The sequence below is a fragment of the Kamptonema formosum PCC 10802 genome (assembly GCF_000332335.1).
Classification (GTDB): Bacteria; Cyanobacteriota; Cyanobacteriia; order Cyanobacteriales; family Oscillatoriaceae; genus Oscillatoria.
Map to the genome: position 1 here is coordinate 2514661 of NZ_KB235948.1, position 22379 is coordinate 2537039.

Below are 22379 nucleotides of genomic sequence, written 5' to 3' on the forward strand. Positions count from 1 at the left end.
AACGTCAACGCCGGTGGCATTATCGGTGGGGGTGAAACTGCTGGCTGTGGGTGCGGTTGTGTCTGCGGTTTTGAAATTCCAAGTGCTATTTCCGGTAACACCTGCGAAGTTGTTGCCAGCAATATCCTTAATCGCACCGTTGGCAATTTCAACGTAGTAATCTGTGTTTTGGGCCAAATCTGCCGTGGGGTTAATCGTGAGTTGACTCCCACTGACGGTGACATTACTGCCAGTGACAGCAATGGTTTCCACCACTGAGTTGTCAGACAGTTTCTTGAGCACGATATTGCCGGTGCCTTTCTGAATTGCTTCGCTGAAGTTGACGACTAAGTTAGCGCCAACGTCAACGCCGGTGGCATTATCGGCGGGGCTGAAACTGCTGGCTGTAGGAACTACGGAATCTAAGGCTTTGTTAATATTCAACCGGCCCCCTGAAACCGACTTACCAGCCAGGGCGGAAATGGGGTCAGTTGTTTGCATCAGCCGGTCTTTAATTTGCTGTGCTGTCCAAGTCGGATTTTGAGACCACAGCAACGCCGCCGCCCCTGTCACATGGGGAGCTGCCATTGAAGTACCTGATTTGTAGTCGTAGCCTCCTCCGGGTATGCTGCTATAAATATCTGAACCGGGCGCTCCTAAATCTACAGTGGTGGCTCCATAGTTAGAGAAAGAGGAGAGTCCATCGGTGCGGGTGGTTGAGGCAACAGAGATAATATTAGATAGGTTGTAGCTGGAGGGATAATTAGGCGTTGTGTCAGTGTTCAGTCCACTATTGCCAGCCGCCGCAATGAATAAAGATCCCTGCTGTCCGGCAGTATTGATGGCATCATATAAGGCTTGGCTATAGTCCCCACCACCCCAAGAATTATTGGTGAGTTTGACTCCTTGTGCTGTTGCATAGTTAATTGCCAAAATCGCATTGGATATCAAACCTGAACCCGTATCATCTAGAAACTTGATGGGCATAATCTTGGCATTCCAGGCAACCCCTGTCACCCCAACACCGTTATTGCCTTTTCCGGCAATGGTTCCCGAAACATGAGTGCCATGTCCCTGCCCATCCATCGGGTTATTGTCGTTATAGGCAAAGTCCCAGCCGCGAGTGTCATCTATATATCCGTTCTTGTCGTCATCGATGCCATTTCCTGCGATTTCCCCTGGATTTTGCCAGATATTCCCCACCAAGTCGGGGTGGTTGTAATCAACTCCCGTATCAATAACGCCGATAACTAAGTTGGGATTTCCCTTTTGAATATCCCACGCTTCCGGGGCGTCGATGTCTGCATCGGGTGTTCCCCCACTTTGACCTGTGTTGTTGAGTCCCCATAATTGGGGATAACCAGGGTCATTGGGACTGGTGGCTTGGGGTGTAATTGTCCCTGAATTTGCTGCGGGCGAAGTTGTCTGTTTGGGATCGTTAAGTGTGATGATGCGATCCTCTTCTATATATTGAAAGCGAGAATCGTTTTGATAAGCGGATATGGCTTGTGCGGCGGTTCCTTTTGGAATCTGCCAAATTTGAATCCCAAGTCGTTCTGCGTTGGTTACTTGTGTGACTCCAAGTTGCGCTTGCAGACTGGTTACTGCACTCGCACTAGCGGTGGGATTCAGTTTGACAATTAGACGGTCGGTGGTCAAGCTATTAGTCGGCATAATTCAAATCCTGCATTGAGAATGGACTTTCAGCAGCTAAACGGGTTTGACAGACTATATTCTGCCACAACCGGCAGTAACTCAAATCACGTTCATCTGCGATCTTGTTGTAGGTGGCCGCACCGGCATCCTAAAAATAGGCCGTTTGGGCGGTTTCGATTCTCTTTCACTCATCGCCTGGGCGGAGACTCAGGCTTCTGATGGAGTAAACTGGTGCGCCACTCAGGCTATAGTCGCTCTGATATGCCGGCGGCGGGATGTCAATCACCTCGCCACTTGCGCCACTGGCTGGGAGATTTTTGATGGCCACACCGGGAGTGATTGCGTCAGCCGGTTCTGCATTCCCGCACTCACTGGTGAAGGAAGAATTGAGACATTTCTCCCAAGTGTGGCCCGACGATGGCACGAAATAGTCAAACATGGCACTGACCTCGGTATACTAACTTCAGCTGGCGTGTTCTATCTGAACCTGATAACAGCCTAACTGTGGCACCAGGGAGCAGGTGCACAACATGCGTTAGCAATTTGGTTAGCAATTCGGTTAGAATTTTGGTTGTGAATTTCCTGAAGATTTCCCGAAATGGCATCTACCCCAAACCCACCTTCAGAGGATTTTGCCGGCGCGGCAAATGACTGGGATCTAGAAAGGCTCTACGAAAAGCTCGCCCGTGCTAAGAAAGAATGGGCCTCTCACACAAGAGCGGGACTGACACCGACTGAAAAGCTGCACCTGCGGGGATTGCTTTGCGGCTGCAGTCCAGCTGAAATCGCGGAAAAACTGCCTAAAGACCGCCGGGGGCTTGAGGCTAACCTGAGTAGAGGCTTGTATCGCTATGTGGAAATACTGACAGGGCGAGAGCCAAACACGCTCTCCAACTGGAGAGACGTTATTGACTGGCTGGATGCGGCGGGATATAGAACTGGCCCATCAGCCCGCCGGGGCCAAGATTGGGACGGTGCGCCAGACGCTTCGGTTTTTTATGGGCGCACCGGCGAACTGGGGAACCTGGAACAGTGGATTGTGCGAGAGCGATGCCGGTTGGTGGCCATTTGGGGCATGGGGGGGATTGGCAAAACGGCTCTGGCGGCTCGCATGGCCCAACAGACCAAAGATAAATTTGAGTATATTGTCTGGCAAAGTCTGCGCCACGCCCCACCGCTAAACGAACTCCTGGCCAACCTGATACAATTCCTGGCCAACCGGCAGGAAACGGATTGGCCAGCAACTGTTGCTGGTCGCGTCTCGCGACTGATGGAGTATTTGCGCACTCACCGGTGTCTGGTGGTGCTCGATGAGTGGCAATCCGTCCTGCGCCCAGGGCAGCCGGCTGGCCACTATCTGGATGGGTATGAGGAGTATGGGGAGCTCCTCAGACAGGTGGGAGAATCATCCCACCAAAGTTGCTTGCTGCTGGCGAGTTGGGAGAAACCTAAAGAAATTGCCGTTTTGGAAAGCCCAAACTTATCCGTTCGCTCCTTTCCGCTGAAGGGTTTAGGGGAAGCAGCCAAGGAAATCCTCAGAGAAAAGGGTTTATCTGAACAGGAGAGATGGGAAGAACTCATTAGAGCTTACGGTGGAAATCCCCTAGCCTTAAAGATGGTGGCTGCCACTATTCAGGATGTGTTTGCCGGCAGCGTTTCGGAGTTTTTAAATAAATCCCTGTATTTGGGAGATTTTGAATATTTGCTGTACCAGCATTTTAAGCGCTTGTCCGAGTTTGAAAAAGAAATTGTGGGCCGGCTCGCTAACCGGCAGCCCCTTTCCATCAGCCAGTTGCGAGAGGACATGCAGCTAGAAGGCGCAACAGAATTGCTGAAAGCTCTGGAATCCTTGGTGCGGCGCTCCCTCATCGAAAAAGTTAAAGAAAGCAGTGAAATGCTTTACACGGTGCAGCCGGTGGTGGTAAAATATGTGAGCAATCAATCTTCGCGCCGGTGAACCGTATCGTGCGGGGTAGGGGGTGTTCTCAAGTGAAGCAGCCATGATTGAGCCGGGAATGTTACTGCAAAACCGATATCAGGTGATTCGACGCCTGGGCGAAGGGGGCTTTGGCGCTACTTTCGAGGTGGAGGATGCCGGCACGCCGAAAGTCCTGAAAGTCCTAATGGATAATTATCCCAAATCTGTCTCTCTGTTTAACCGGGAAGCGGAGGTATTGAAGAAACTGCGCCATCCAGGGATTCCCAGAGTGGAGCCAGATGGGTACTTCAAATTTGAGCCAGGGGATAGCGCCGAACCATTGCACTGTCTGGTAATGGAAAAGATTGAGGGGCATAATTTGCAAGAGTGGCTGCGAGACAATCAACCCATCTCGCAAGAGCGAGCAATTGACTGGTTAAAACAGCTGGCAGAAATTCTGGATAAAGTCCACCAGCAGGATTACTTTCACCGGGATATAAAACCGGACAATATCATGCTGAAACCGGAGGGTAAGCTGGTGCTGATTGACTTTGGGGCTGTTCGGGAGATCACAGACACTTATGTGCGCAAAATCGCCGAAAATGACCCGATAACGCTGGTTGGCACATCTGGCTATGTGCCCCCAGAGCAAGTCGAGGGTTGCGCTGTGCCGCAATCCGATTTCTTTGCGCTGGGCAGAACTTTTGTTCATTTGCTGACCGGCGATCCTCCCAATAAATTTCGCAGTCACGAACAAACCGGCGAGCTGATTTGGCGTCACAGCGCCACGCATGTTTCGGAGTCGCTGGCAGATTTGATTGATTTGCTGATGGCGAGGAAGCTAGAAAATAGACCCTCAAACCCTCAAGTTATTTTACATCATCTGTCAGAGATTGAAAAGAGGTTGCCGGTACTCTCACCGGCTGTGGGGCGTCAGGATGCCGGCAAGATAAAGCTGAGAGCTATTGGGGTTACAATTGGGGTGGCTGCGTCGATAGTGCTGGGGTTCGCTCTGGTGCGACTGGCGACGCCCCAAATCGGTACTTTTATCAATAATATGGGGTATGATAGTTATCAGGCCGGTGATTTGGCAACTGCGGAGTTTTACTTCAAGTTGGCGATGGGATTGAACCCAGACCTCAGGATGGATCACTACAAGCGAGGAGCAACCTGCGAAATGCTTGAGGATTATAATTGTGCTCGCAGGGAGTACCGGCTTGCCATACAGGATGCCGGCGATCCCGCCGCACCCTACGCCCTCAACAATTTGGGTCGCTTGTCCCTGACTGTGGACAGAGACTCTGATGCGGCTCTTAGATGGCTTTTGCAAGGCTTGGAACTAGCTCAGGATATCACGCTGAAATCCGATTTGCACAAAAATGCCGGCTGGGCGTATCTGCAGAAAGCTCGCTATGCCGAGGCTAAGTCTCACCTCCAGAAGGCTATTGATATCGACGCTCAAAACGCTGCCGCTCACTGCTTTCTGGCACAGGTGCTGGAGAGCCTTGACGACAAAACCGGCGCACTGGTAGAATGGAAAAACTGTTTGACAGTTGCTCCGAAAGACCGCAGACCAGAAGTGGAGAAGTGGAGGGAGTTAGCACGCCAGCGCCTAAAGGCTAAAAGAATTAAATGAAAACCGGCAATCGCACTTATTTGCCTGATGCCTCACCCCACCCCCCAACTCCTTCCCCGTGAACGGGGAAGGGGGGAAGAAAGAGAAGAGTATATAGGACAAAATCAGACGGAATAAATGTGAGATAGGATAAATTCTGTTTCTAAGAGATGAGTGATCAATAGGCGATAAATGTAAAAGTGATAGCAGCAAACTGCAGAGAACCGGCAAGGGAGATAAACTGAAACTGCTGATTGAGCGCGGGTGAAAACCGGCACTGCGAGTATCTCACACGCCACAAAGTTAACATCGAGATGCCGGTGCGAACCTCTCCCTCCAAACCCCTGTCGCTTTCCGCCAAAAGACGCCAAAAGACGCCGGACCGGCATCCCGCCTGTCCCAACCCAAAAAGCGTAGGACCGGCATCCCCCCTGTCCCAACAGGGGCTAAAGCCCAACTACGAACTTTTGGGCTAAAGCCCAACTACGAACGGGCCAGCCCCCTATGGCCCAACATCCCCCTCTGGGACACCGGCGCGGATGCCAGCCCTCACCCCCAACCCCTCCCGCACCCCTCTCCGCCCCCCACTGGGCCGTGTCCCAGCGGTATTCTGAGAAATCGTTGCAAAACTTTACAATTTTTGTTACACTCACTCTCAGATAGCAGTAAAAATTTATATGGAACCCACACGGCAAACTCGACTGATACAGTTTTTGCAAGAAGAGTTAGCGGTGCCGGCGGCTGCAATTGGCATAGTTTTGCGGCATCGCGAGTACAGCTTAAACTTGTTACCCGTGATTCTTTGGCAATATGGATTAGTGACCACAGAACAGCTAGATAGAATATTCGATTGGCTGGAAACCGCCTCCCCCCTTCCCTGCTGAAGATTGCCACCCAGACAAAGGGGCGTCTGGCCCCCTGACCGGGTGGGGGCTTCCAGCAATATTGTGCGGGGAAGGAAGCAATCCCCACCCAAAGAGGGCTTGAAAATCCCCCAACAAGACCGAACCGCCAACCTTCGGCAATCACTACATTCCCAAAAGTTGCAAGCTTGTGAGAGAGTAAAAGTGGCGAACCTGGATTCCGAAATGTCAACGATTAAAAGTATGCGATCGGATAGAGTCAAGCTGAACCCATACGGGTTAAAATAATAGCCATATAATCTCAAAAAGGATGAATGACAAACGATGAGTATTAAAGACAAGCCACAACCCTCTCGCAATCGACTGATTGGCAACATTCTCTTCTTAGTGGGGGTTTTGTTCCTGCTGGCCAACCTGTTTTTGCCGCAGCTGTTTGCCCCGCCGATTCCGCGAGTGCCCTACAGCCTGTTCATTGACCAGGTAGAAGACGGGAAAGTGGCGCGGGTTTTCGTGGCGCAAAACGAAATCCGATACCAGGTGAAACCGGAGGGAGAGCAGCCGGCTCAAGTCCTCTCCACCACCCCTATATTTGACATGGAACTGCCCAAACGGCTAGAGGCAAAAGGGGTTGAGTTCGCTGCCGCCCCGCCGCCCAAAAATACCTGGTTCACCAGTATATTGGGATGGGTGCTGCCGCCGCTGATTTTTGTGGCAATCTTCCAGTTTTTTATGGGGCGCGGTGCCGGTCCGCAAGGAGCGCTTTCGATTACCAAAAGCAAGGCTAAGGTTTATGTAGAGGGCGAAGCCACCAAAATCACCTTTACTGATGTCGCCGGCGTCGAAGAAGCCAAAGTCGAGCTAGCCGAAATCGTGGAATTCCTGAAAAATCCGCAGCGCTTTACGGCAATTGGGGCGCGGATTCCCAAAGGCGTGCTGCTGGTTGGGCCTCCGGGCACCGGCAAAACACTCCTGGCAAAAGCCGTCGCGGGAGAAGCCGGCGTGCCTTTCTTCAGCATATCAGGTTCCGAGTTTGTAGAACTGTTTGTCGGTGCCGGTGCGGCTCGCGTGCGCGACTTGTTCGAGCAAGCGAAAAAGAAAGCCCCGTGCATTATATTTATCGACGAACTTGACGCCATTGGCAAATCCCGCGCCACCGGCGGTTTCATGGGCGGAAACGACGAGCGCGAGCAAACTCTCAACCAGTTGCTGACTGAAATGGACGGCTTTTCTGCCGCCGGCGCGACAGTCATCGTGCTCGCCGCCACCAACCGCCCCGAAACCCTAGATTCCGCCTTGCTGCGCCCCGGACGGTTTGACCGGCAAGTGCTGGTAGATCGCCCCGACTTATCCGGTCGCTTGGCAATTTTAGAAATCTACGCCCGCAAAGTCAAGCTGGGTTCCGATATTGATTTAAAAACCCTCGCAACCCGCACCCCCGGATTTGCCGGTGCCGACTTGGCGAACCTCGTCAACGAAGCCGCCCTCCTCGCAGCGCGGGCGCGGCGCGACACTGTCTCCCAAGCTGACTTTAATGAAGCCATCGAGCGCGTGGTTGCCGGTTTGGAAAAGAAAAGCCGCGTTCTCAACGAGAAAGAGAAAAAGATTGTCGCCTACCACGAAGTCGGTCACGCCCTCGTTGGCGCACTGATGCCCGGTGGCAGCAAAGTTGCTAAAATCTCGATCGTCCCTCGCGGAATGGCAGCCCTCGGCTACACCCTGCAAATGCCTACGGAAGACCGCTTCTTGATGGATGAAGGGGAAATTCGCGGTCAAATTGCCACCCTGCTGGGAGGTCGCGCTGCAGAAGAAATTGTCTTTGGCAGCATCACCACCGGCGCAGCCAATGACTTGCAGCGAGCCACAGATTTGGCAGAGCGAATGGTGACCATGTACGGGATGAGCAAAGTGCTGGGTCCCCTGGCGTATGAAAAGGGCGCGCAGAACAACTTCCTGGGAGATGGTGGGATGAATCCCCGCCGCAGTGTCAGCGACCAAACGGCAAAAGCCATTGATGAGGAAGTGAAGGAGATTGTGGAAAATGCCCACCAGCAAGCGCTGGCGATTCTCACGCAGAACCGGGAGCTGATGGAAAAGATTGCCGGTGAAATCTTAGAGACTGAGGTGATTGAGGGGGATGAATTGCAAAGTCTCCTCAGCCAAGTGCACCCCGCCGATCAGGTGCCGGTGCCGGTGTAGGAGAACCTCACCCCCTAACCCCCTCTCCGCACGCGGAGAGGGGGAACAAGAAGGCTCTCTTTCCCTCGTTTTTTTTATAAACCGCTCCTGTTCCGGTTACGCCAAGGAAAGACAGATTTTGCCAGGGGCCAGAAACCCGGTTTCTTAAAGAAACCGGGTTTCTGCACTCTCACAACTCAAATATTGAGAAGATCCGCCTCTCTAAAGCTATTCCTCACCCGTCAGTTTCTTAGAGATTTTCTCTGCCGCTGACCGGCAGAACAGCTGTCTACCTGTGCGGCCAGCTTGTTTGAGCGATGGCTCAACTCCAGATATCGACTCGCCTACTGGGGCTGTATCCCCGGCAGTATGCAAGAGGCGACAGGAGCGAGAAAATGCTGCGTCCGGTATTCCGGCGACCTTGATAAGCATTAATACTTCGCCAGCTCACTTTATTACAATCTTAGTAAGGAACTTATAACCCGCTGCTATCTGTCTGCAAGACAGCCAACAAGTGAAAGGTTGTCTAAAATGCTAAAATTGCTTGTTCGTTATCTGCCCGCTCTAGCCGGCTTATCAGTTTTGGGGCTTTCAGTATCTCCTAGCTTAGCTCTTGTTACCCGAAATACCGCCGTTCTAGTCAATAGCGGGTCAACGAATACAATTGGCTACCGGATTTATCTGTCTCCTTCGGGGGAAGCTAGCTATGTTGATGGAAACGGACAGAAGACAGGTACAGTCCCTGAACGCATAGTCAAGAAATTCTTTCAACAGATTCAAGTAGATATGCCGCTGTCGCAATTGCCAGTCAAGCAACCTTGCATTAAATCTACTTCTTTTGGAACGGAGACTTTTGTATCATTTAATGGCGAACAGTCTCCGGATGTGAGCTGTCCAGGGAATCGTAAAGCCGAAAAACTTTTTACTGACGCTAGTGAAATTGTGCAGTTCCTTCACGTAACGAATGTTCCAAGAAGCCAAGGGCAAGAACTTCCCCCGCAGGTTTTCTAAGCTGCAACGGCCAGTTGATTGAAAAGCTGTTTCCTAAACAAGCGCGTCTTTAGCTCAATTGGTCACTTTAATCCAGTGAGGGATGGGCTGACAGACGCGGCTGGAACAAACTTCCCAGACTCCGCTCTGGGAAGAGAATTATTATTGTTCAGGACTTACGCAAAGCCTCTATCTGTAGGGTGGGGCACGCGAAGCGCGCAACCCACCACACAATTGAGTGGCGTAAGTCCTGTTTTTAATAAACCGCCAAGACGCCATAGACGCGCCAGCGGCTTGCCCGTTGGGTAGAGCGCCAAGGAAAGAAAAGAGAGAGGGTTCTTACAAATGATTTAGAACTGCTATAGTGGGAGAATTGAAATACTCCCTCCTTTTATTATGGCAGATGATTCTGTGAGTGTGATTGAAAGCCTCCGTGGGGGGCTGATTGTATCGTGCCAAGCACCGGCAGACTCGCCGCTGCACGAACCGGCAGTTATTGCCGCAATGGCGCAAGCTTCTCTAAACCAGGGCGCAGCCGGCGTGCGGCTTGACACACCGGCACACGTCACGGCAGTGCGCCAGCGTGCCGGTGCCGGTGTTCCCATCATTGGGCTGTGGAAGCAGCAATTGCCCGGATATGAGGTGTATATCACTCCCCTGTTCCAGCACGCCATTGCGATCGCCTTTGCCGGTGCGGATATCATCGCCATTGACGCCACGCTGAGAGAGCGCCCAGAGCCGGTAGCGACGACAGTTGAGCGGATTCACGATGCTTTGGGGAAATTGGTGATGGCGGATGTGGATACGATTGAGGCGGCGATCGCAGCGGCGGATGCCGGTGCTGACTTGGTGGGCACAACTCTCTACGGCTACACCGGCCCCACAAAACACCTGTCCCCCCCCGGATTTGACCTCCTGGCGCAGATGGTGGAAAAACTCAGCGTGCCGGTGATTTGCGAGGGGGGAATTGCCTCACCGGCAATGGCGAAACAAGCCCTGGACATGGGAGCTTATGCCGTCGTTGTCGGGACAGCAATCACCGGCATTGACTTGCAGGTTAGAGCCTATAAATCAGCCCTGAGTGGGGGCTAAGCTATCTCTCCGCTCACCTCTTGCAGGGGCGGGGCGAACCCGAAATATTTGTGACACAGCTCACAACTGTCAGAAACCCGCCCCCGCCCCGGCTCCTACAGATAAGGATCTATCATAATTTCACCTGAGCTCCCCTTTCTATAAAGATTTGTTAAATCCTGACGCCAGACACAGAAAATTTGTCAGACTCTCACTACACTAGGGATAAGCGTTGCACATTAGGGGTATAACCTCCTCTCTTTCTCACCCTCCCCGTTAACGGGGAGGGGGTAGGGGGGTGGGGTGAGGCAGCATGCCGGCAAACAGTAAATAGTTTTGCATCATCCTGGTGCAGCGGCGTCAGCGCTGCTTTTCTGGGATTGGGTTCCTGTCCCTGTCAGCCTGAAAAAACCTGAAAGGATTTCAGCTATGAAAAACAAGCTCAATAACATATTCTCAGCAATATTTTGGCTGTGGAATATTATCTTTTTAGCAGCCGTCTATGTGGGGATATTGCCCTGGATTGCGGTGCCACTGGCAGAGGCTACCATCGCCGGCTTGATTCCCGGTGAATTCCTCATCACCCTGGCGGCGCTGATCGCAGTGCCAACAGCATGCACCCTTCTGGGATGGTGGCGTTTCCGCAAACAGCCCCTGCAGCTGATACGTCTATTTTATGGCGTAGAAGCGCCCCTGTTTCTCCTCTGCCTGATCCGCCTGTTCCTGCTGCGGGAGCTCACCCCCGCCAGCACCCTAATTGTCGGCGCGGCGGCTATCTGTATCGCGGCATTTCTCGCCGAACTGCTGTGGGGCTGCGCAGAGCGCAATCAGCCGATCGCTTGGGCGCAACTGCTCGCTCACAGCTTAATGCTGCTATTCGGTTTGTATGTGGGAGTGCTGCTGCTGTTTTATGCCGTGCCGGCAGCCCAAGCTGTTGTGTTCGGAGCCTTCTGGTTCTTGGGGGAACTTGGGCGGATTTTGATTTCAAGGCCACTAGAAGCGCTCCAGGTTACTCTAAGCACCTTTCTATTGTTTCTCCTCTTTGGCTTTAGCGCGACGCTCTTCCTTGCGATGCCATCAGCGCTGGCAACATTTTACATTCACGCCGGCTATCGCATCGGGCGCAATTTTGCCTCCCAGTACGGGCAAAAACGCGCTTTAGCCGGCTCTTTAGCCGCCGTGACCGCCTCGCTGGCCCTCTTCGTCTCATTGCAGCAACAGCCCCAGATACAGGCATTCCAGCTCCTGGACAAGCCGGCGCAAACGGACAGCGCCAGGGCAGAAATTGTGGCAAAATCAGATGTAATTCGCGCCGGACTGGTTAACGCCTACTTGTCCTCGTATCGCTATCTCAGCAGCATCGAAGAAAATGACCACATCCGCGTCATGTACCGCAACACCTTTGGTTTGCCAGAGGAACTCTGCCAGTTTTTACAAGACAGGTACAACCAGCTGATGTCGCCATTTTTGTACAGAGGCTCTCTTCGGACAGATAGCGAAAAAGCAGAAAAGCTCTATGCCGAATTCTTTGACGCCCCCATTCAAAAAGCCGAACAGCCGGCAATCTTGCACGCCTTGCAATCCACCGTCAATCGCGACGACGCCAAAGCCGGTCTGCTGAATATCGGGCAGAAAAAAGTCTGGCTAGCCCAGCAACAGGTAACAGTACAGCCGCAAGGAGACTGGGCGAATGTAGAAATCTACGAGGTGTATAAAAATCAAACCGCCGATCGAGAAGAGATACTCTACTACTTTTCCCTGCCAGAAAGCGCCGCCCTCACAGGAGTGTGGCTGGGTGACACCAATAACCGAGAAAAGCGTTTCCCCTTTACAGTTTCGCCGCGCGGAGCCGCTCAGAAAGTCTATAATGAACAAGTCAGGCGGCAAGTCGATCCAGCGCTGCTCGAACAGGTGGGCCCGCGCCACTATCGCCTGCGAGCATTTCCGGTTCCCCCTCCATTAACCCCCTGGGAGAGGAAAAATTCAACTCAGCGACCGACCGAAATGCACCTGTGGCTGACGTATAAAGTGATGCGGCAAAAAGAAGGGTGGGCGCTGCCGAAATTAGGGGAAAAACGCAACATCTTCTGGACGGAGGACACCCAGCGCATCCGCAATGGAAAAGCCGTAAAAGGTGACGGGGAGAACTGGTTGGAAGCTTTCTTGCCGGCAGAAGGGCAATACTCGCCGGCACCGCATCAGGTTAACTTGCCAGATGGCTACCGCATCTCCGCAAAACCGCTAGCTGAAAAAGAATACTCCCTCCCCCAAGGCAAGCGATTTGCAATCGTTCTCGACAGTTCCCGCAGCATGATAGCACACGCAAAGGAAGTGAGTGAGACATTCAAATGGTTGCAGAAACACGGCTTTGCTGACGGCAGCTTCGCCAACAGTGATGCCGATCTGTACGTCACTTCCGCCAACGGTGCCCAACCGAAGCGCTTCGACGACATCAACAGCTTTAATGCAGCAAAGATGACATTTTACGGCACACTTCAATATAAGCAGATGCTGCGGCAGTTCGCACAGTTGCGAGGCGATACGCGCTATGATGCTATCTTGCTGCTCACAGATGAGGGCAGTTATGAACTGTCCGATGACACTAAAGATGTGCCGCAGATAAGCGCGCCGCTGTGGCTGGTGCATCTGGGAGCATTCCCGCGCGCTTACGATGATGTTACCTTAAAAGCAATTCAAGACAGCGGTGGGGGAGTGTCTGCGGAACTCCCAGAGGTTTTGCAGCGAATCGCAACCAAAGCCACTTTGGGTAAATCTGCAGTGAGTGTGCTGGATGGCTATGCTTGGTTTGTGGAAAAGCCGGCGAGCCAGACACAAAAAGCTACAGCCAAGAATGCGCCTTCCCAGCCGGTAAAGGCGACACCGGCGGTTGTCCAGAACAAGGGGGAAAATGGTTTTGAACCCCTAGCAGCGCGACAGCTGGTACAGGCGCTCAGCAAAAAGACAGACGGAAATCAAATCGCCGATTTGGATGCTATTCATGCCGTCGCGAAAACCTTCAATATTGTCACCCCTTACTCGTCGATGATTGTGCTCGTCAATGACGAGCAGCGGGAGGCACTCAAACAAGCCGAAGCGGAAAAAGACCGTTTCGATCGCAAGGTGGAAGACGGGAAAGAGCAGCTGACTAAACCTGAGAATCCTTTGAATACCGGCGTTCCCGAACCGGCAACCCTTGCCGGTTTAGCTGCCGGCACCCTCTTTTTGATTGCCCGCCGCAACCGGCGCACTAAGAAGGTGAGTTAAAGAGTGAGAAACCCGGTTTCTTTAAGCAACCGGGTTTCTGGCAGCGTCTCTACAAATTGGCTTCTTCACCTTCCACCGGCACCCTTCTCCTCAGAATAATCATTTCCCCGCCAATCACCGGACTGCGAGCCACCAAACTGCCTGTGGTATCAGTAATATCTAGCTTGCTGAAATCCAATTGTTTCGCCCGCGCAAACATTTCAGCCGCTAACTTATTCTGCCGAGATTCTGCTATATTATACCACTTATCGCCAACTTTGACAACCAAAAGACTGCCCTGGAAATTGGCTTCAATCGACTGAATCAGCCCCTCTGCGTATTCGCGGGTGACTTCAGCCACTTGCTCCTGAATTGAGGCAATCAGCCGCTGTTCTGGCGTTAATTCCGGTTCCGGTTGTGGCACCGGCTCGGCAGCCACCGGCGCAGGTTCTTCCGGAGCAGTCAATTCCGGGGGAGCCCCCACGCCTGAGGGCGGCGGGACTTGCGCCACCTCCGCCGGCTTCGGCGACAGCAGCGCCGATCCAGTCCACAGCACCAGGGCGAGAATGCCGGCAATCGCCCCAGTCAGCCCCCAGTCGGGCAACTTTTCGCTCACAGATGCCGGCAGCCGAGAGCGCACCAGGCGCAAAACACCCAGCCACCGCTCCCAGAGGCTGTCGAGCGCCGGACGGAGTTGCTCGAGCACCGAGGGCTGGGGCTGCGCTGGGGGTGGCGCTTCCAATTTTTCCACCGCCCTTTCCAGCAGCTGAATCGTGAATCTCAGGACTTTAACACTCTGGACTTTGAGAGCAGACGGCTTCTGGGGTGGCTGCTGGCTCGCCGCCGGCTGCTCAGGCGGCTGGGGCGCGGGTGTCTGCGGCTGAGGCTGTTCTTGTTCTGGCGGGTTCGGCTGGTTTTCGGTCATCGGATTTCCCTTAAAATCGGCAAAATCTGTGCGTTTGCGATAAATTCTCATCGGGGCGCTCCCTGCCTAATCTATCATTTCTGGTTCCCGCGCCGGAACCCCACCCCCCACCCCCCTCCCCAAAAGGCGTAGGACAGGCGTCCCGCCTGTCCCCTCTCTGTCCCTCTCTCTGTCCCTCTCTGACCGCCGGCTTTCGGGTTGCGGGAGAGATTTTATGTTTAATTTAGTCTGTATATAGCGGTTTTCATCCGAGGTGAGGTCCTGAGAAACCCGGTTTCTTAAAGAAACCGGGTTTCTGGCATCTACTTCATCTAACTGAACCCCGCTTTATTTATGGCTTTTCTGAACTTGTCTAGCTCCCACTCACTATGACTATTAAACGCCGTCAGTTTCTGGCTTTATCTGGCTTCAGCTTGGGTTTCGCTTTGCTGGGAAACTCACTCTTCGGGAAAAAGATCTGGGGTGCCGGTGGCTTCGCAGTCGCTTCTAGTCTGGAAGAAGAAACTCTCATCGCCAATTTGCGGCTGAGCGAGCCAATTTTGCGATTTGTCGCGGTGGCGGACACCGGCACCGGCGGGGGCGGACAGTATGCCGTCGCCCGCGCCATGACTCGCTACCGCGAGCAACACCCTTTTGATGTCGCTATTCTTGCCGGTGACAACATCTACTACAACGGCGAAATCGAGAAAATTGGCGAGGCTTTTGAACAACCCTACAAGCCGCTGCTGGACTCAGGGGTGAAATTTTATGCCTGTCTCGGCAATCACGACATCCGCACCGGCAATGGCGACGCCGAAGTGCAGTATGCCGGTTTTAACATGCAAGGGCGATACTATACGTTCCGCCGCGAGCCGGTGCAGTTTTTTGCTTTGGACACCAATCCTAACGCTGACTGGGAAACTCAGCTGGCGTGGTTAGACAAGGAACTCAGCCGCAGCGACGCCCCTTGGAAAATTGTCTTTGGGCACCATCCCGCTTATTCTGCCGGTTTGCACGGCGGGAGCACGCGCGTCAGAGAAGCTTTGGCACCGCTTTTTCAAAAATACGGCGTCCATCTGTATATCAATGGTCACGACCACAATTATGAACGCACTCGCTCTATTAATGGTACGACATACCTGACTTGCGGTGCCGGTGCCGATCTCAGGCCGGTGGGGCGTTCAGAGGTGACGGCGCGTTCTGCCAGCCAGTTGAGTTTTGTCGCGCTGGATGTGTATGCCGGTCATATTTTGATGAGTGCGATTGATGCGGACAATGAAATTTTTGATCAGGGGGTGGTTCAATTGCAGCCGGCATAACTGGGACGCCGGTGTTTGATTAAAAATCCACGGTAAGAAACCGGGTTTCTCCGTCACAAGAAAGCCGGTTTTTCAGATTTCTTCACCGGCACAACCGCCACGCCGGCAACTTCCCTCCATAGGGGCCCTCAATCGGGGCAATGGCCACCCCCACCGCTGTGCTACACCTCAGAAACCCGGTTTCTTTAAGAAACCGGGTTTCTCAGTACCTCACTCAGTGCAAAACAAGTCCTCTGAAAAAAAACTTGCTTTCTAGAGCTGGCTGTGCTAAACTCAATATCAGATCGCTAAACTACGGTATATCTATCGACTTACCGTAGTTTAAGGTGGCCAGAGGCGGATCTGAAAAACCGCAGGCAGGTATGGCGAACACGCCCTGGGTCAAGATCGGGCTTTGCCCAGACATGCGAATAGCTCCATTAAATGTGGGGGTGGTATTGGAAACTATGTCCGTAAACTCTTTAATTAACCAGCTCGGAATCGACGACTTCATTATCGAGCTGATGCGCATCCCGCAGCGACATCTGCAAATCGACCGGCTCAAAGACTTGGTGGCGCAGCTGCAAATCAACAGCTTCCTGCTGACACCGCACATACATTTCTGCAACGCCGGCTATACGCGCAATCTCCTGTGCCGGACCTCCCGGTTTGACATGCTAGTTTTGTGCTGGCTGCCCGGGCAAATGACAGCAATCCACGACCATGCCGGTTCGCTCAACGTCACCCGCGTTTGCAGCGGAACCCTCACCGCGCGGCTGTTCCAAGTGCGTGACCGACCGGTGCCTGGGCGAGCGTTCGTGGAACTGAAGATGGAACAGCAGCTGGGCGACAACGAATTATCCCTGGTTGAGCGCAACGATATCCACCAGCTAGCGAACATGACGGAGCAAAAACTCGTCACACTGCACGTATACGCGCCGCCCCTGAGAAACATCACTGTTTACAATTCTTACTCCGGTCTGATCGAGCCGGTGGCGCTGCGCTACACTCTCGAAGATGACTTTGCTTGACTTTGCTTGACCCCACTCAAAGGGGTGGAAACTTTTTAACTGCGGAGGTTCACATGAACTGTGTCGATCCAACACCCTGGGTTTCCCGGCGCTCTCGTTTTTTTATCGGCAAAGAAGCGTTTAGTCTAATGGATTGCGCCGGTCGGGAATCCCAAGCTCCCTTCAACCTGCATCCAGGCAATTATTTAGTAGTCTGGCGCTTTGGCCGAACCGGCTTAACTTTTAGTTCAGAGGCGCAGGCAAACCAGAATTTTTTAGAGAACTCGCATGTCTGATGCGATCCGATGCCAGAAACCAGGTTTCTAAAAAAAACCTGGTTCCTTGATGTTCTGTTTATTTTTGCCTGGATACTTCTCATACCAAGTTCGGATAGATAGTATTTTCCCCGGAGGCGGGAAAGGCTTTACTGCCGCCTTTTTCAATCCAAAATCCCAAATCCACAATCCAAAATTGGTATTGTGCGCCTTACCACTGAAGCTGTGCCGCCAGCGCTTCCCCGGTGGCTTCCCTGTCTAGTGGCTTAGAAAACAGATAACCCTGTCCGCAGTCACATCCCAATGTCCTGAGTGCGGCTAGCTGTTGGGACGTTTCTATCCCCTCAGCAATCACTTCTAGGCCCAGATGATGAGCCAATTTCACCATCATCTGGATAATTTCCCAGCCTCTGGCATCAGACTCCACCCGGCTGACAAAGGAACGGTCAATTTTCAGCACATCCACCGGCAAGCTGTACAGACGGCTCAAAGAGGAATAGCCGGTGCCGAAGTCGTCAATGGCCAGCTCTACCCCCAAGGCTTTCAGGTGGTTGGCCCTGGCCGCCGACTGTTCAGTATCTGCAGCGATAGCAGTTTCTGTAATTTCCAGCTGCAACCGGCTGGCTTCTAAGCCATTTTTCTCTATCAATCCTGCAATCATGCCAATTAAATTGGCCTGCAAAAACTGCTGGCCCGAAACATTCACGCTCATGGTCAAAGTGGGAAATTGAGACTGCCAAACGCCCAGCTGGCGGCAGGCTTCTCCAATCACCCATTCCTCCATCGGGATAATTAGACCCGTGCTTTCCGCCAGCGGTATAAACTGTGCCGGCGCTACCAGACCGTCTTGCGGGTGCAGCCAGCGCACCAGCGCCTCCAACCCGTCAATGCGACCGCTGCCTAAAGACACAATCGGCTGGTAATATACCTGCAATTCCTGCTGTTCCAAAGCTCGGCGCAGCTCTTTTTCTGAATATCGGGATCTGCCCCACGCCTGAGCGAACTTTATCGCCGCGTTTGCCTTCAGCCGGCTGAGGTGCGACGCGCCCCGCTGATCTCCCTCCTCACTTTCCGGAGGGGAGATGTGCCAAATTTTTAGATCGAGCGCTTGCAAGTAGATAAGGCCATTTAAAATTTGCTGGGGAGTGCCTCTCAATTCCAGATCGAACCATCCCTGACCGCCCGTATTTGGGCCGAGCATAGCGCTGGTGATGTTGACGAGGATTCCATAATCGTAGGTTAACCGTGAGAGTACGGGTTCTTGATAATAATCCTGAGGAATGCAAACTCGCAGGCGCTTCGGAATCATACGTTCCGCGTTACTTTCAGTGAAAAAAGGCTCCAAATTAATTCTCGCTCTGGGGGGATTAGTATTATTTTTAATGGCTGCGCTCATAGCAACTCCTGCCTTGAAATTTCCTAGTCTCAGAACGGGTCGAGTTCTTGCATCACAGTACAGCGTTGGGGGAGGTTCATAGCGGCTGTCACCGGCGCTTCCCCGAACCGGGGTGGCACTCCCGGTTGGGTGGACAGCCCCCGCAGGTGGTTGAGCTGTAAAGTTATGCTAACTCTAATCTACTGTAAATCGGTTCAATTACTGTATTTTTTAAGGAAGTCAGCGAAAAAGCCGGTGACAGCCACCTGGGAAAACCCCAGTGGCGAGGTGGGAAATCCTGCCCAGTAGGGTGCGTGCCCAGAGCGCACGCACCGCAACAGCCTATTTACATACATGCGGATGCTCTCATTCCACCGGCACGGCGGGTGCGGGTGGAATGAAGCAACCCTGAGCAAAGTTTAAAAAAATATAAATTTTCCGGCAGTTGCGGGCGGGCCGGCATATAATACCCGCCAACAGAAACCAGATTTCCCCACAGGTAGGGGAGCCGGCGGGTGGTTTTGTGGCAGCCGGCATTCTGGAGCGCCGGCTGCGGGAGCTTGACACCGGCAGTAGAGCGAAAATTTCTATAAAGCCAGCAGGGGGATCAATCAGTTAATTTTGAATTAAGGAGAAAAAATGACTCAAGGCGGCAGAGCCAATACTTCTGGTAATGTTTTAGAAAAAACCGTAGAAGGTGCGTTGCAGGGACATAACTATGTCCAAATCGGTTCAACTTTGCAGAAGAAGCAGCGCCTAGCCAACCTTTTAAACTCCACTAACCAGCCGAAGCGATATGCAAGACAGGTTCATATTGGGACCGGAATTTATGGAACGGAAATATATGTAGACTTTTATATCATAGGTTCTCCTGCAATTCCTGCAGGTCTAATACTTGAGTGTAAATGGCAACAAGTCGGCGGCTCAGTTGACGAAAAACTTCCTTACGTTAACTTGAATATCCAGAATTGCTATCCCGCACCGGCAGTTGTATTGATAGACGGTGGCGGAATGAAGCCAGGAGCGATCTCCTGGTTAACGCAACAAGTTAACTCCAATCCAAATCTCCTAGACGTCCACACCCTGTCCAGTTTTATTGTTTGGGCTAATAACAATCTCTAATATAGCATAACATAAGTAGGGTGCGTTACGCTTTGCAGAACTACTCTCTTGGCGCTCCTTCACGGCGGCGGTTAATTATAGCGGTTCTCAGTTGGATGAACGTGTTTTCCCAGAAACCCGGTTTCTTAAAGAACCCGGGTTTCTCAGTACCTCACCAATATTCTCTTCCAACAATCCCTAATAAGAAGTCACCAAAACCTCAGCAACCTTCCCCCGCTTCTTCCCATTAGAGTTAATCGCCCTCGCCGCTAAGATCGCGTGAATCTGGAAATCCCTGTAAAGCTCTCGAATAAAAGGACAGTCCGAATTAGACAGCATCACCCTCACCCCCCTGCCGGCAAGAGATGCAAACACATCCCTGAGTTTAACTTGCTCATCCTCCTTAAACTCATACCGGCTGTATCCCGTAAAATTGCTGGTAGCGCTTACCGGGTAATACGGCGGGTCAAAATAAACCCAATCTTCGCTCCCTTTAGCCCAATCCAGAACTGCCTCAAATGGCCTGACCTCAACGGTTGCCGGCTGGAGCGCCGCTGAAACAGAACGCAGCAAATCCGCATTGCAAATCGTCGGATTTTTATATCTCCCCACCGGCACATTAAACTGCCCCTTAGAATTCTCCCGGTAAAGCCCGTTAAAACAGGTCTTGTTGAGATAAATCAGGCGAGCCGCCCTGTCCACATCCTCTCCGCCGGCACGAGAGCGCACCTCATAGTAATACTCTTTACTGTGCCTCAGCTGGTGATCCTCCAGCAAGGAAATCACCGGCTCCACCTTATCCCGCACGCAGCGATAGGCATTAATCAACTCGGGATTAATATCTGTCAGCACAGCTTGCGCCGGCTGGACATGAAAAAACACAGCCCCCCCGCCCAAAAAAGGCTCGTAGTAATTTCTGCAATCTGTGCTAAAATAGGGCTGGTATTGCGGAATCAGCTGACTCTTGCCCCCCGCCCACTTCAGAAACGGACGGGGAGGGACTGTCTGTAAGGTGCCGGTGGACATTTATCTTAAAAAGTGCGATGTTCGCGGGCTTTGGCTGCCGGTGAAACCGTCAAACTTATAATTATAAACCAATGACATTACCGCGTCAAGAACAATTCACCGGCAGCCTGATTGGCCAGTGCCTCGCCGATGCTGCCGGCTGTCGGGTAGAAGGCTAGGGAGCATCCCGGTTGTGCAAAGAAGCCCATATCAATGCGACAATGATTTCAGCAGAGGGTAGGAGGAGAAGATTTTTGGCCAGCTGAATCCCGGAAACGGGATTGAAACGAAGGCTATCCCCCCTACGCCTGCCAAAATTACGTCAACTACGAACTCAAAATCAAGCAGCCAAAAGACCGCGACCGCTTCCCGTACCCCTTTGGCCAGTACACGGACGATTCCCAGCTGGCGCGAGAGCTCCTGGAAAGCTATCTCGCCTGTGGCCGATTTGACCCCAGCGACTACGCCCGCCGCATCGCAGCCATTTTCGCAGAAAACCGCATCGTCGGGCGCGGCAGGGCCACCAAAAGTTCGTAGTTGGGCTTTAGCCCAAAAGTTCGTAGTTGGGCTTTAGCCCAAAAGTTCGTAGTTGGGCTTTAGCCCAAAAGTTCGTAGTTGGGCTTTAGCCCAAAAGTTCGTAGTTGGGCTTTAGCCCAAACGCCCTTTGTCGTCGGCAGCGTCTTGTGGAGCTTGTATTCCTTCCTGAGGACACCGGCAGACTAATGGGACACCATCTGCACCGCCATTGCCGCCGGTGGGGACCACCACCGCCGCAATGGCCGGTGCCATCAGCGGAGCCTACCTGGGACCCGACGCCATTCCCTCGGAACTGGCCAGCCAGCTCACCGACCGGGGCACTTGGGGATATGTCCAGCTTGTCGAATTGGCCGAGAAATGCTACCAGTTAAAATGCACTCAGTCTTAGCAGCTCCCGTCAGCTGGTTTCTCTATGATGGTCGTGTTTGATGATTTTTGGAGTAACGTCTCTCGCTACCCCCGCTACTTTCTCACCATCATCCTGGGCATCTTCTTTTTTGCCTTCGACTGGCTCAAACCCCTGTTCAAGAACCCAGTCACCGCCGTCGCCCTCGTTGCCTTTATGGTGTCAGGCTTAATTTTTATCGTTTTGACACTTCGGGCCATGCTGGGTTTGACGCCGGTGTAAACTATACATTAGCAGGTCAGCGGATTTTTGATTCCAGATTGGCGCAAGGGCGCTGCGTCTGAAAACTAACCCCCCTGCCCCTTAGAACAAAAATTCTTTCTTATCTTCCCCCCAGGGGCAGATTGTGGGGCAGCTCGCCGGACAGATTGTGGGACACGTACCAACGGTCACATCGCCTGTCATCTCCGCCCCACTCACCAGCCAAAAGCCTCTCCGAGGCGGGTAAGGGAGCATCGAAAATCTAAAATTGGCAAGCTGACCGCATTCCCAACACTGCCCATACTGTATTACTGGGGGCGAAATTATGGCTACTACTCGTCGCGTTTCCCGCGTTGCTTCCCTAATCAAACGCGAAATCAGCCAAATGTTGCTCAGCGACATCAAAGATGACCGCGTGGGTGCCGGCATGGTCAGCGTCACCGACGTGGACGTATCTGGGGACCTGCAGCACGCCAAAATATTTGTCAGCATCTACGGCACAGAAGAAGCTCGTGCCGAGACAATGGCCGGCTTGAAAGCCGCCACCGGCTTCGTCCGCAGCGAACTCGGCCAGCGCATCCGCCTGCGCCGCACGCCAGAAGTCATCTTTCTCGAAGACCGCTCCTTAGAGCGCGGCGACAGGATTCTCTCCCTGCTCAACCAGCTCAGTCAAAATCGCCACACCGGCAATCCCGACGGAGCTGACAGCGCTGAGGAATGGTCAGAGGACATCTCTGCTGAAGAAGAGGATTGACAA

21 protein-coding genes are annotated in these 22379 nt (G+C 52.8%); 15 read left to right on the forward strand and 6 right to left on the reverse strand.

Annotated features, from left to right (window positions below; translation table 11 throughout):
• Both OSC10802_RS39590 and OSC10802_RS0110750 read right to left on the reverse strand, forming a co-directional pair.
• Positions 1-1653: S8 family serine peptidase (locus OSC10802_RS39590; RefSeq protein ID WP_017716773.1), on the reverse strand; the 1653-nt coding region annotated here is incomplete at its 3' end.
• Between the two features lie 166 nt (positions 1654-1819).
• Positions 1820-2074, reverse strand: coding sequence for a hypothetical protein (locus OSC10802_RS0110750; RefSeq protein ID WP_017716774.1), 255 nt, complete (start codon positions 2072-2074; stop codon positions 1820-1822).
• Between the two features lie 159 nt (positions 2075-2233).
• Between OSC10802_RS0110750 and OSC10802_RS39595 the strand changes: the two genes are divergently transcribed.
• From OSC10802_RS39595 to OSC10802_RS0110780, 8 genes are all read left to right on the forward strand, one after another.
• A complete protein-coding gene (locus OSC10802_RS39595) occupies positions 2234-3592 on the forward strand; it encodes an NB-ARC domain-containing protein (RefSeq protein WP_017716775.1) in 1359 nt (452 codons plus the stop codon).
• A gap of 43 nt (positions 3593-3635) precedes the next feature.
• Positions 3636-5189 carry a serine/threonine-protein kinase gene (locus OSC10802_RS52800; protein ID WP_017716776.1) on the forward strand — a complete coding sequence of 518 codons (1554 nt, stop codon included), beginning with the start codon at positions 3636-3638 and terminating at the stop codon, positions 5187-5189.
• A gap of 233 nt (positions 5190-5422) precedes the next feature.
• A complete protein-coding gene (locus tag OSC10802_RS49455) occupies positions 5423-5644 on the forward strand; it encodes a hypothetical protein (RefSeq protein ID WP_155967553.1) in 222 nt (73 codons plus the stop codon).
• Between the two features lie 201 nt (positions 5645-5845).
• Positions 5846-6052: a DUF2949 domain-containing protein gene (locus OSC10802_RS0110765; protein ID WP_017716777.1), complete on the forward strand. Its 207-nt coding sequence runs from the start codon at positions 5846-5848 to the stop codon at positions 6050-6052.
• A 303-nt stretch (positions 6053-6355) separates the two neighbouring features.
• A complete protein-coding gene (ftsH4, locus tag OSC10802_RS0110770) occupies positions 6356-8227 on the forward strand; it encodes an ATP-dependent zinc metalloprotease FtsH4 (protein ID WP_017716778.1) in 1872 nt (623 codons plus the stop codon).
• A gap of 510 nt (positions 8228-8737) precedes the next feature.
• The gene (locus OSC10802_RS49460; protein WP_155967555.1) at positions 8738-9217 is read left to right on the forward strand and encodes a hypothetical protein; all 480 of its coding nucleotides are present in this window, start codon (positions 8738-8740) and stop codon (positions 9215-9217) included.
• Between the two features lie 375 nt (positions 9218-9592).
• Positions 9593-10288, forward strand: coding sequence for an N-acetylmannosamine-6-phosphate 2-epimerase (locus tag OSC10802_RS0110775; RefSeq protein WP_017716779.1), 696 nt, complete (start codon positions 9593-9595; stop codon positions 10286-10288).
• A gap of 408 nt (positions 10289-10696) precedes the next feature.
• Entirely contained in the window at positions 10697-13531 is a 2835-nt protein-coding gene (locus OSC10802_RS0110780; RefSeq protein WP_017716780.1) for a TIGR02921 family PEP-CTERM protein, read from the forward strand.
• 49 nt (positions 13532-13580) lie between these two features.
• On the opposite strand, the gene OSC10802_RS0110785 is transcribed toward OSC10802_RS0110780, so the two are convergent.
• A complete protein-coding gene (locus OSC10802_RS0110785) occupies positions 13581-14486 on the reverse strand; it encodes a hypothetical protein (protein WP_017716781.1) in 906 nt (301 codons plus the stop codon).
• A gap of 317 nt (positions 14487-14803) precedes the next feature.
• Here OSC10802_RS0110785 and OSC10802_RS0110790 point away from each other — a divergent pair, with 317 nt between their 5' ends.
• Both OSC10802_RS0110790 and OSC10802_RS0110795 read left to right on the forward strand, forming a co-directional pair.
• The gene (locus OSC10802_RS0110790; RefSeq protein ID WP_017716782.1) at positions 14804-15733 is read left to right on the forward strand and encodes a metallophosphoesterase; all 930 of its coding nucleotides are present in this window, start codon (positions 14804-14806) and stop codon (positions 15731-15733) included.
• Between the two features lie 446 nt (positions 15734-16179).
• Complete coding sequence (locus OSC10802_RS0110795) at positions 16180-16743, forward strand: cysteine dioxygenase (protein ID WP_198525095.1); 564 nt, start codon at positions 16180-16182, stop codon at positions 16741-16743.
• 465 nt (positions 16744-17208) lie between these two features.
• On the opposite strand, the gene OSC10802_RS44220 is transcribed toward OSC10802_RS0110795, so the two are convergent.
• Entirely contained in the window at positions 17209-18393 is a 1185-nt protein-coding gene (locus OSC10802_RS44220) for an EAL domain-containing protein (RefSeq protein WP_017716785.1), read from the reverse strand.
• Positions 18394-18587: 194 nt separating this feature from the next.
• The gene (locus OSC10802_RS49465) at positions 18588-18728 is read right to left on the reverse strand and encodes a hypothetical protein (RefSeq protein ID WP_155967557.1); all 141 of its coding nucleotides are present in this window, start codon (positions 18726-18728) and stop codon (positions 18588-18590) included.
• A 283-nt stretch (positions 18729-19011) separates the two neighbouring features.
• Between OSC10802_RS49465 and OSC10802_RS0110815 the strand changes: the two genes are divergently transcribed.
• Positions 19012-19494 carry a PD-(D/E)XK nuclease superfamily protein gene (locus OSC10802_RS0110815; protein WP_017716787.1) on the forward strand — a complete coding sequence of 161 codons (483 nt, stop codon included), beginning with the start codon at positions 19012-19014 and terminating at the stop codon, positions 19492-19494.
• A gap of 177 nt (positions 19495-19671) precedes the next feature.
• Here OSC10802_RS0110815 and OSC10802_RS0110820 read toward each other — a convergent pair whose 3' ends face one another.
• Positions 19672-20499, reverse strand: coding sequence for a DNA adenine methylase (locus tag OSC10802_RS0110820; protein WP_017716788.1), 828 nt, complete (start codon positions 20497-20499; stop codon positions 19672-19674).
• A gap of 318 nt (positions 20500-20817) precedes the next feature.
• Here OSC10802_RS0110820 and OSC10802_RS46085 point away from each other — a divergent pair, with 318 nt between their 5' ends.
• The 4 genes from OSC10802_RS46085 to rbfA all read left to right on the forward strand — a co-directional run bounded on the left by OSC10802_RS46085 (position 20818) and on the right by rbfA (position 22376).
• Positions 20818-21015: an ADP-ribosylglycohydrolase family protein gene (locus OSC10802_RS46085; protein ID WP_082218394.1), complete on the forward strand. Its 198-nt coding sequence runs from the start codon at positions 20818-20820 to the stop codon at positions 21013-21015.
• A 217-nt stretch (positions 21016-21232) separates the two neighbouring features.
• Positions 21233-21403: an ADP-ribosylglycohydrolase family protein gene (locus tag OSC10802_RS0110830; protein ID WP_017716790.1), complete on the forward strand. Its 171-nt coding sequence runs from the start codon at positions 21233-21235 to the stop codon at positions 21401-21403.
• 24 nt (positions 21404-21427) lie between these two features.
• Positions 21428-21643, forward strand: a complete 216-nt coding sequence (locus OSC10802_RS0110835; protein ID WP_017716791.1) for a DUF751 family protein — start codon at positions 21428-21430, stop codon at positions 21641-21643.
• A gap of 304 nt (positions 21644-21947) precedes the next feature.
• Positions 21948-22376, forward strand: coding sequence for a 30S ribosome-binding factor RbfA (gene rbfA, locus OSC10802_RS0110840; RefSeq protein ID WP_026098369.1), 429 nt, complete (start codon positions 21948-21950; stop codon positions 22374-22376).
• The last annotated feature ends 3 nt before the right edge of the window (positions 22377-22379 follow it).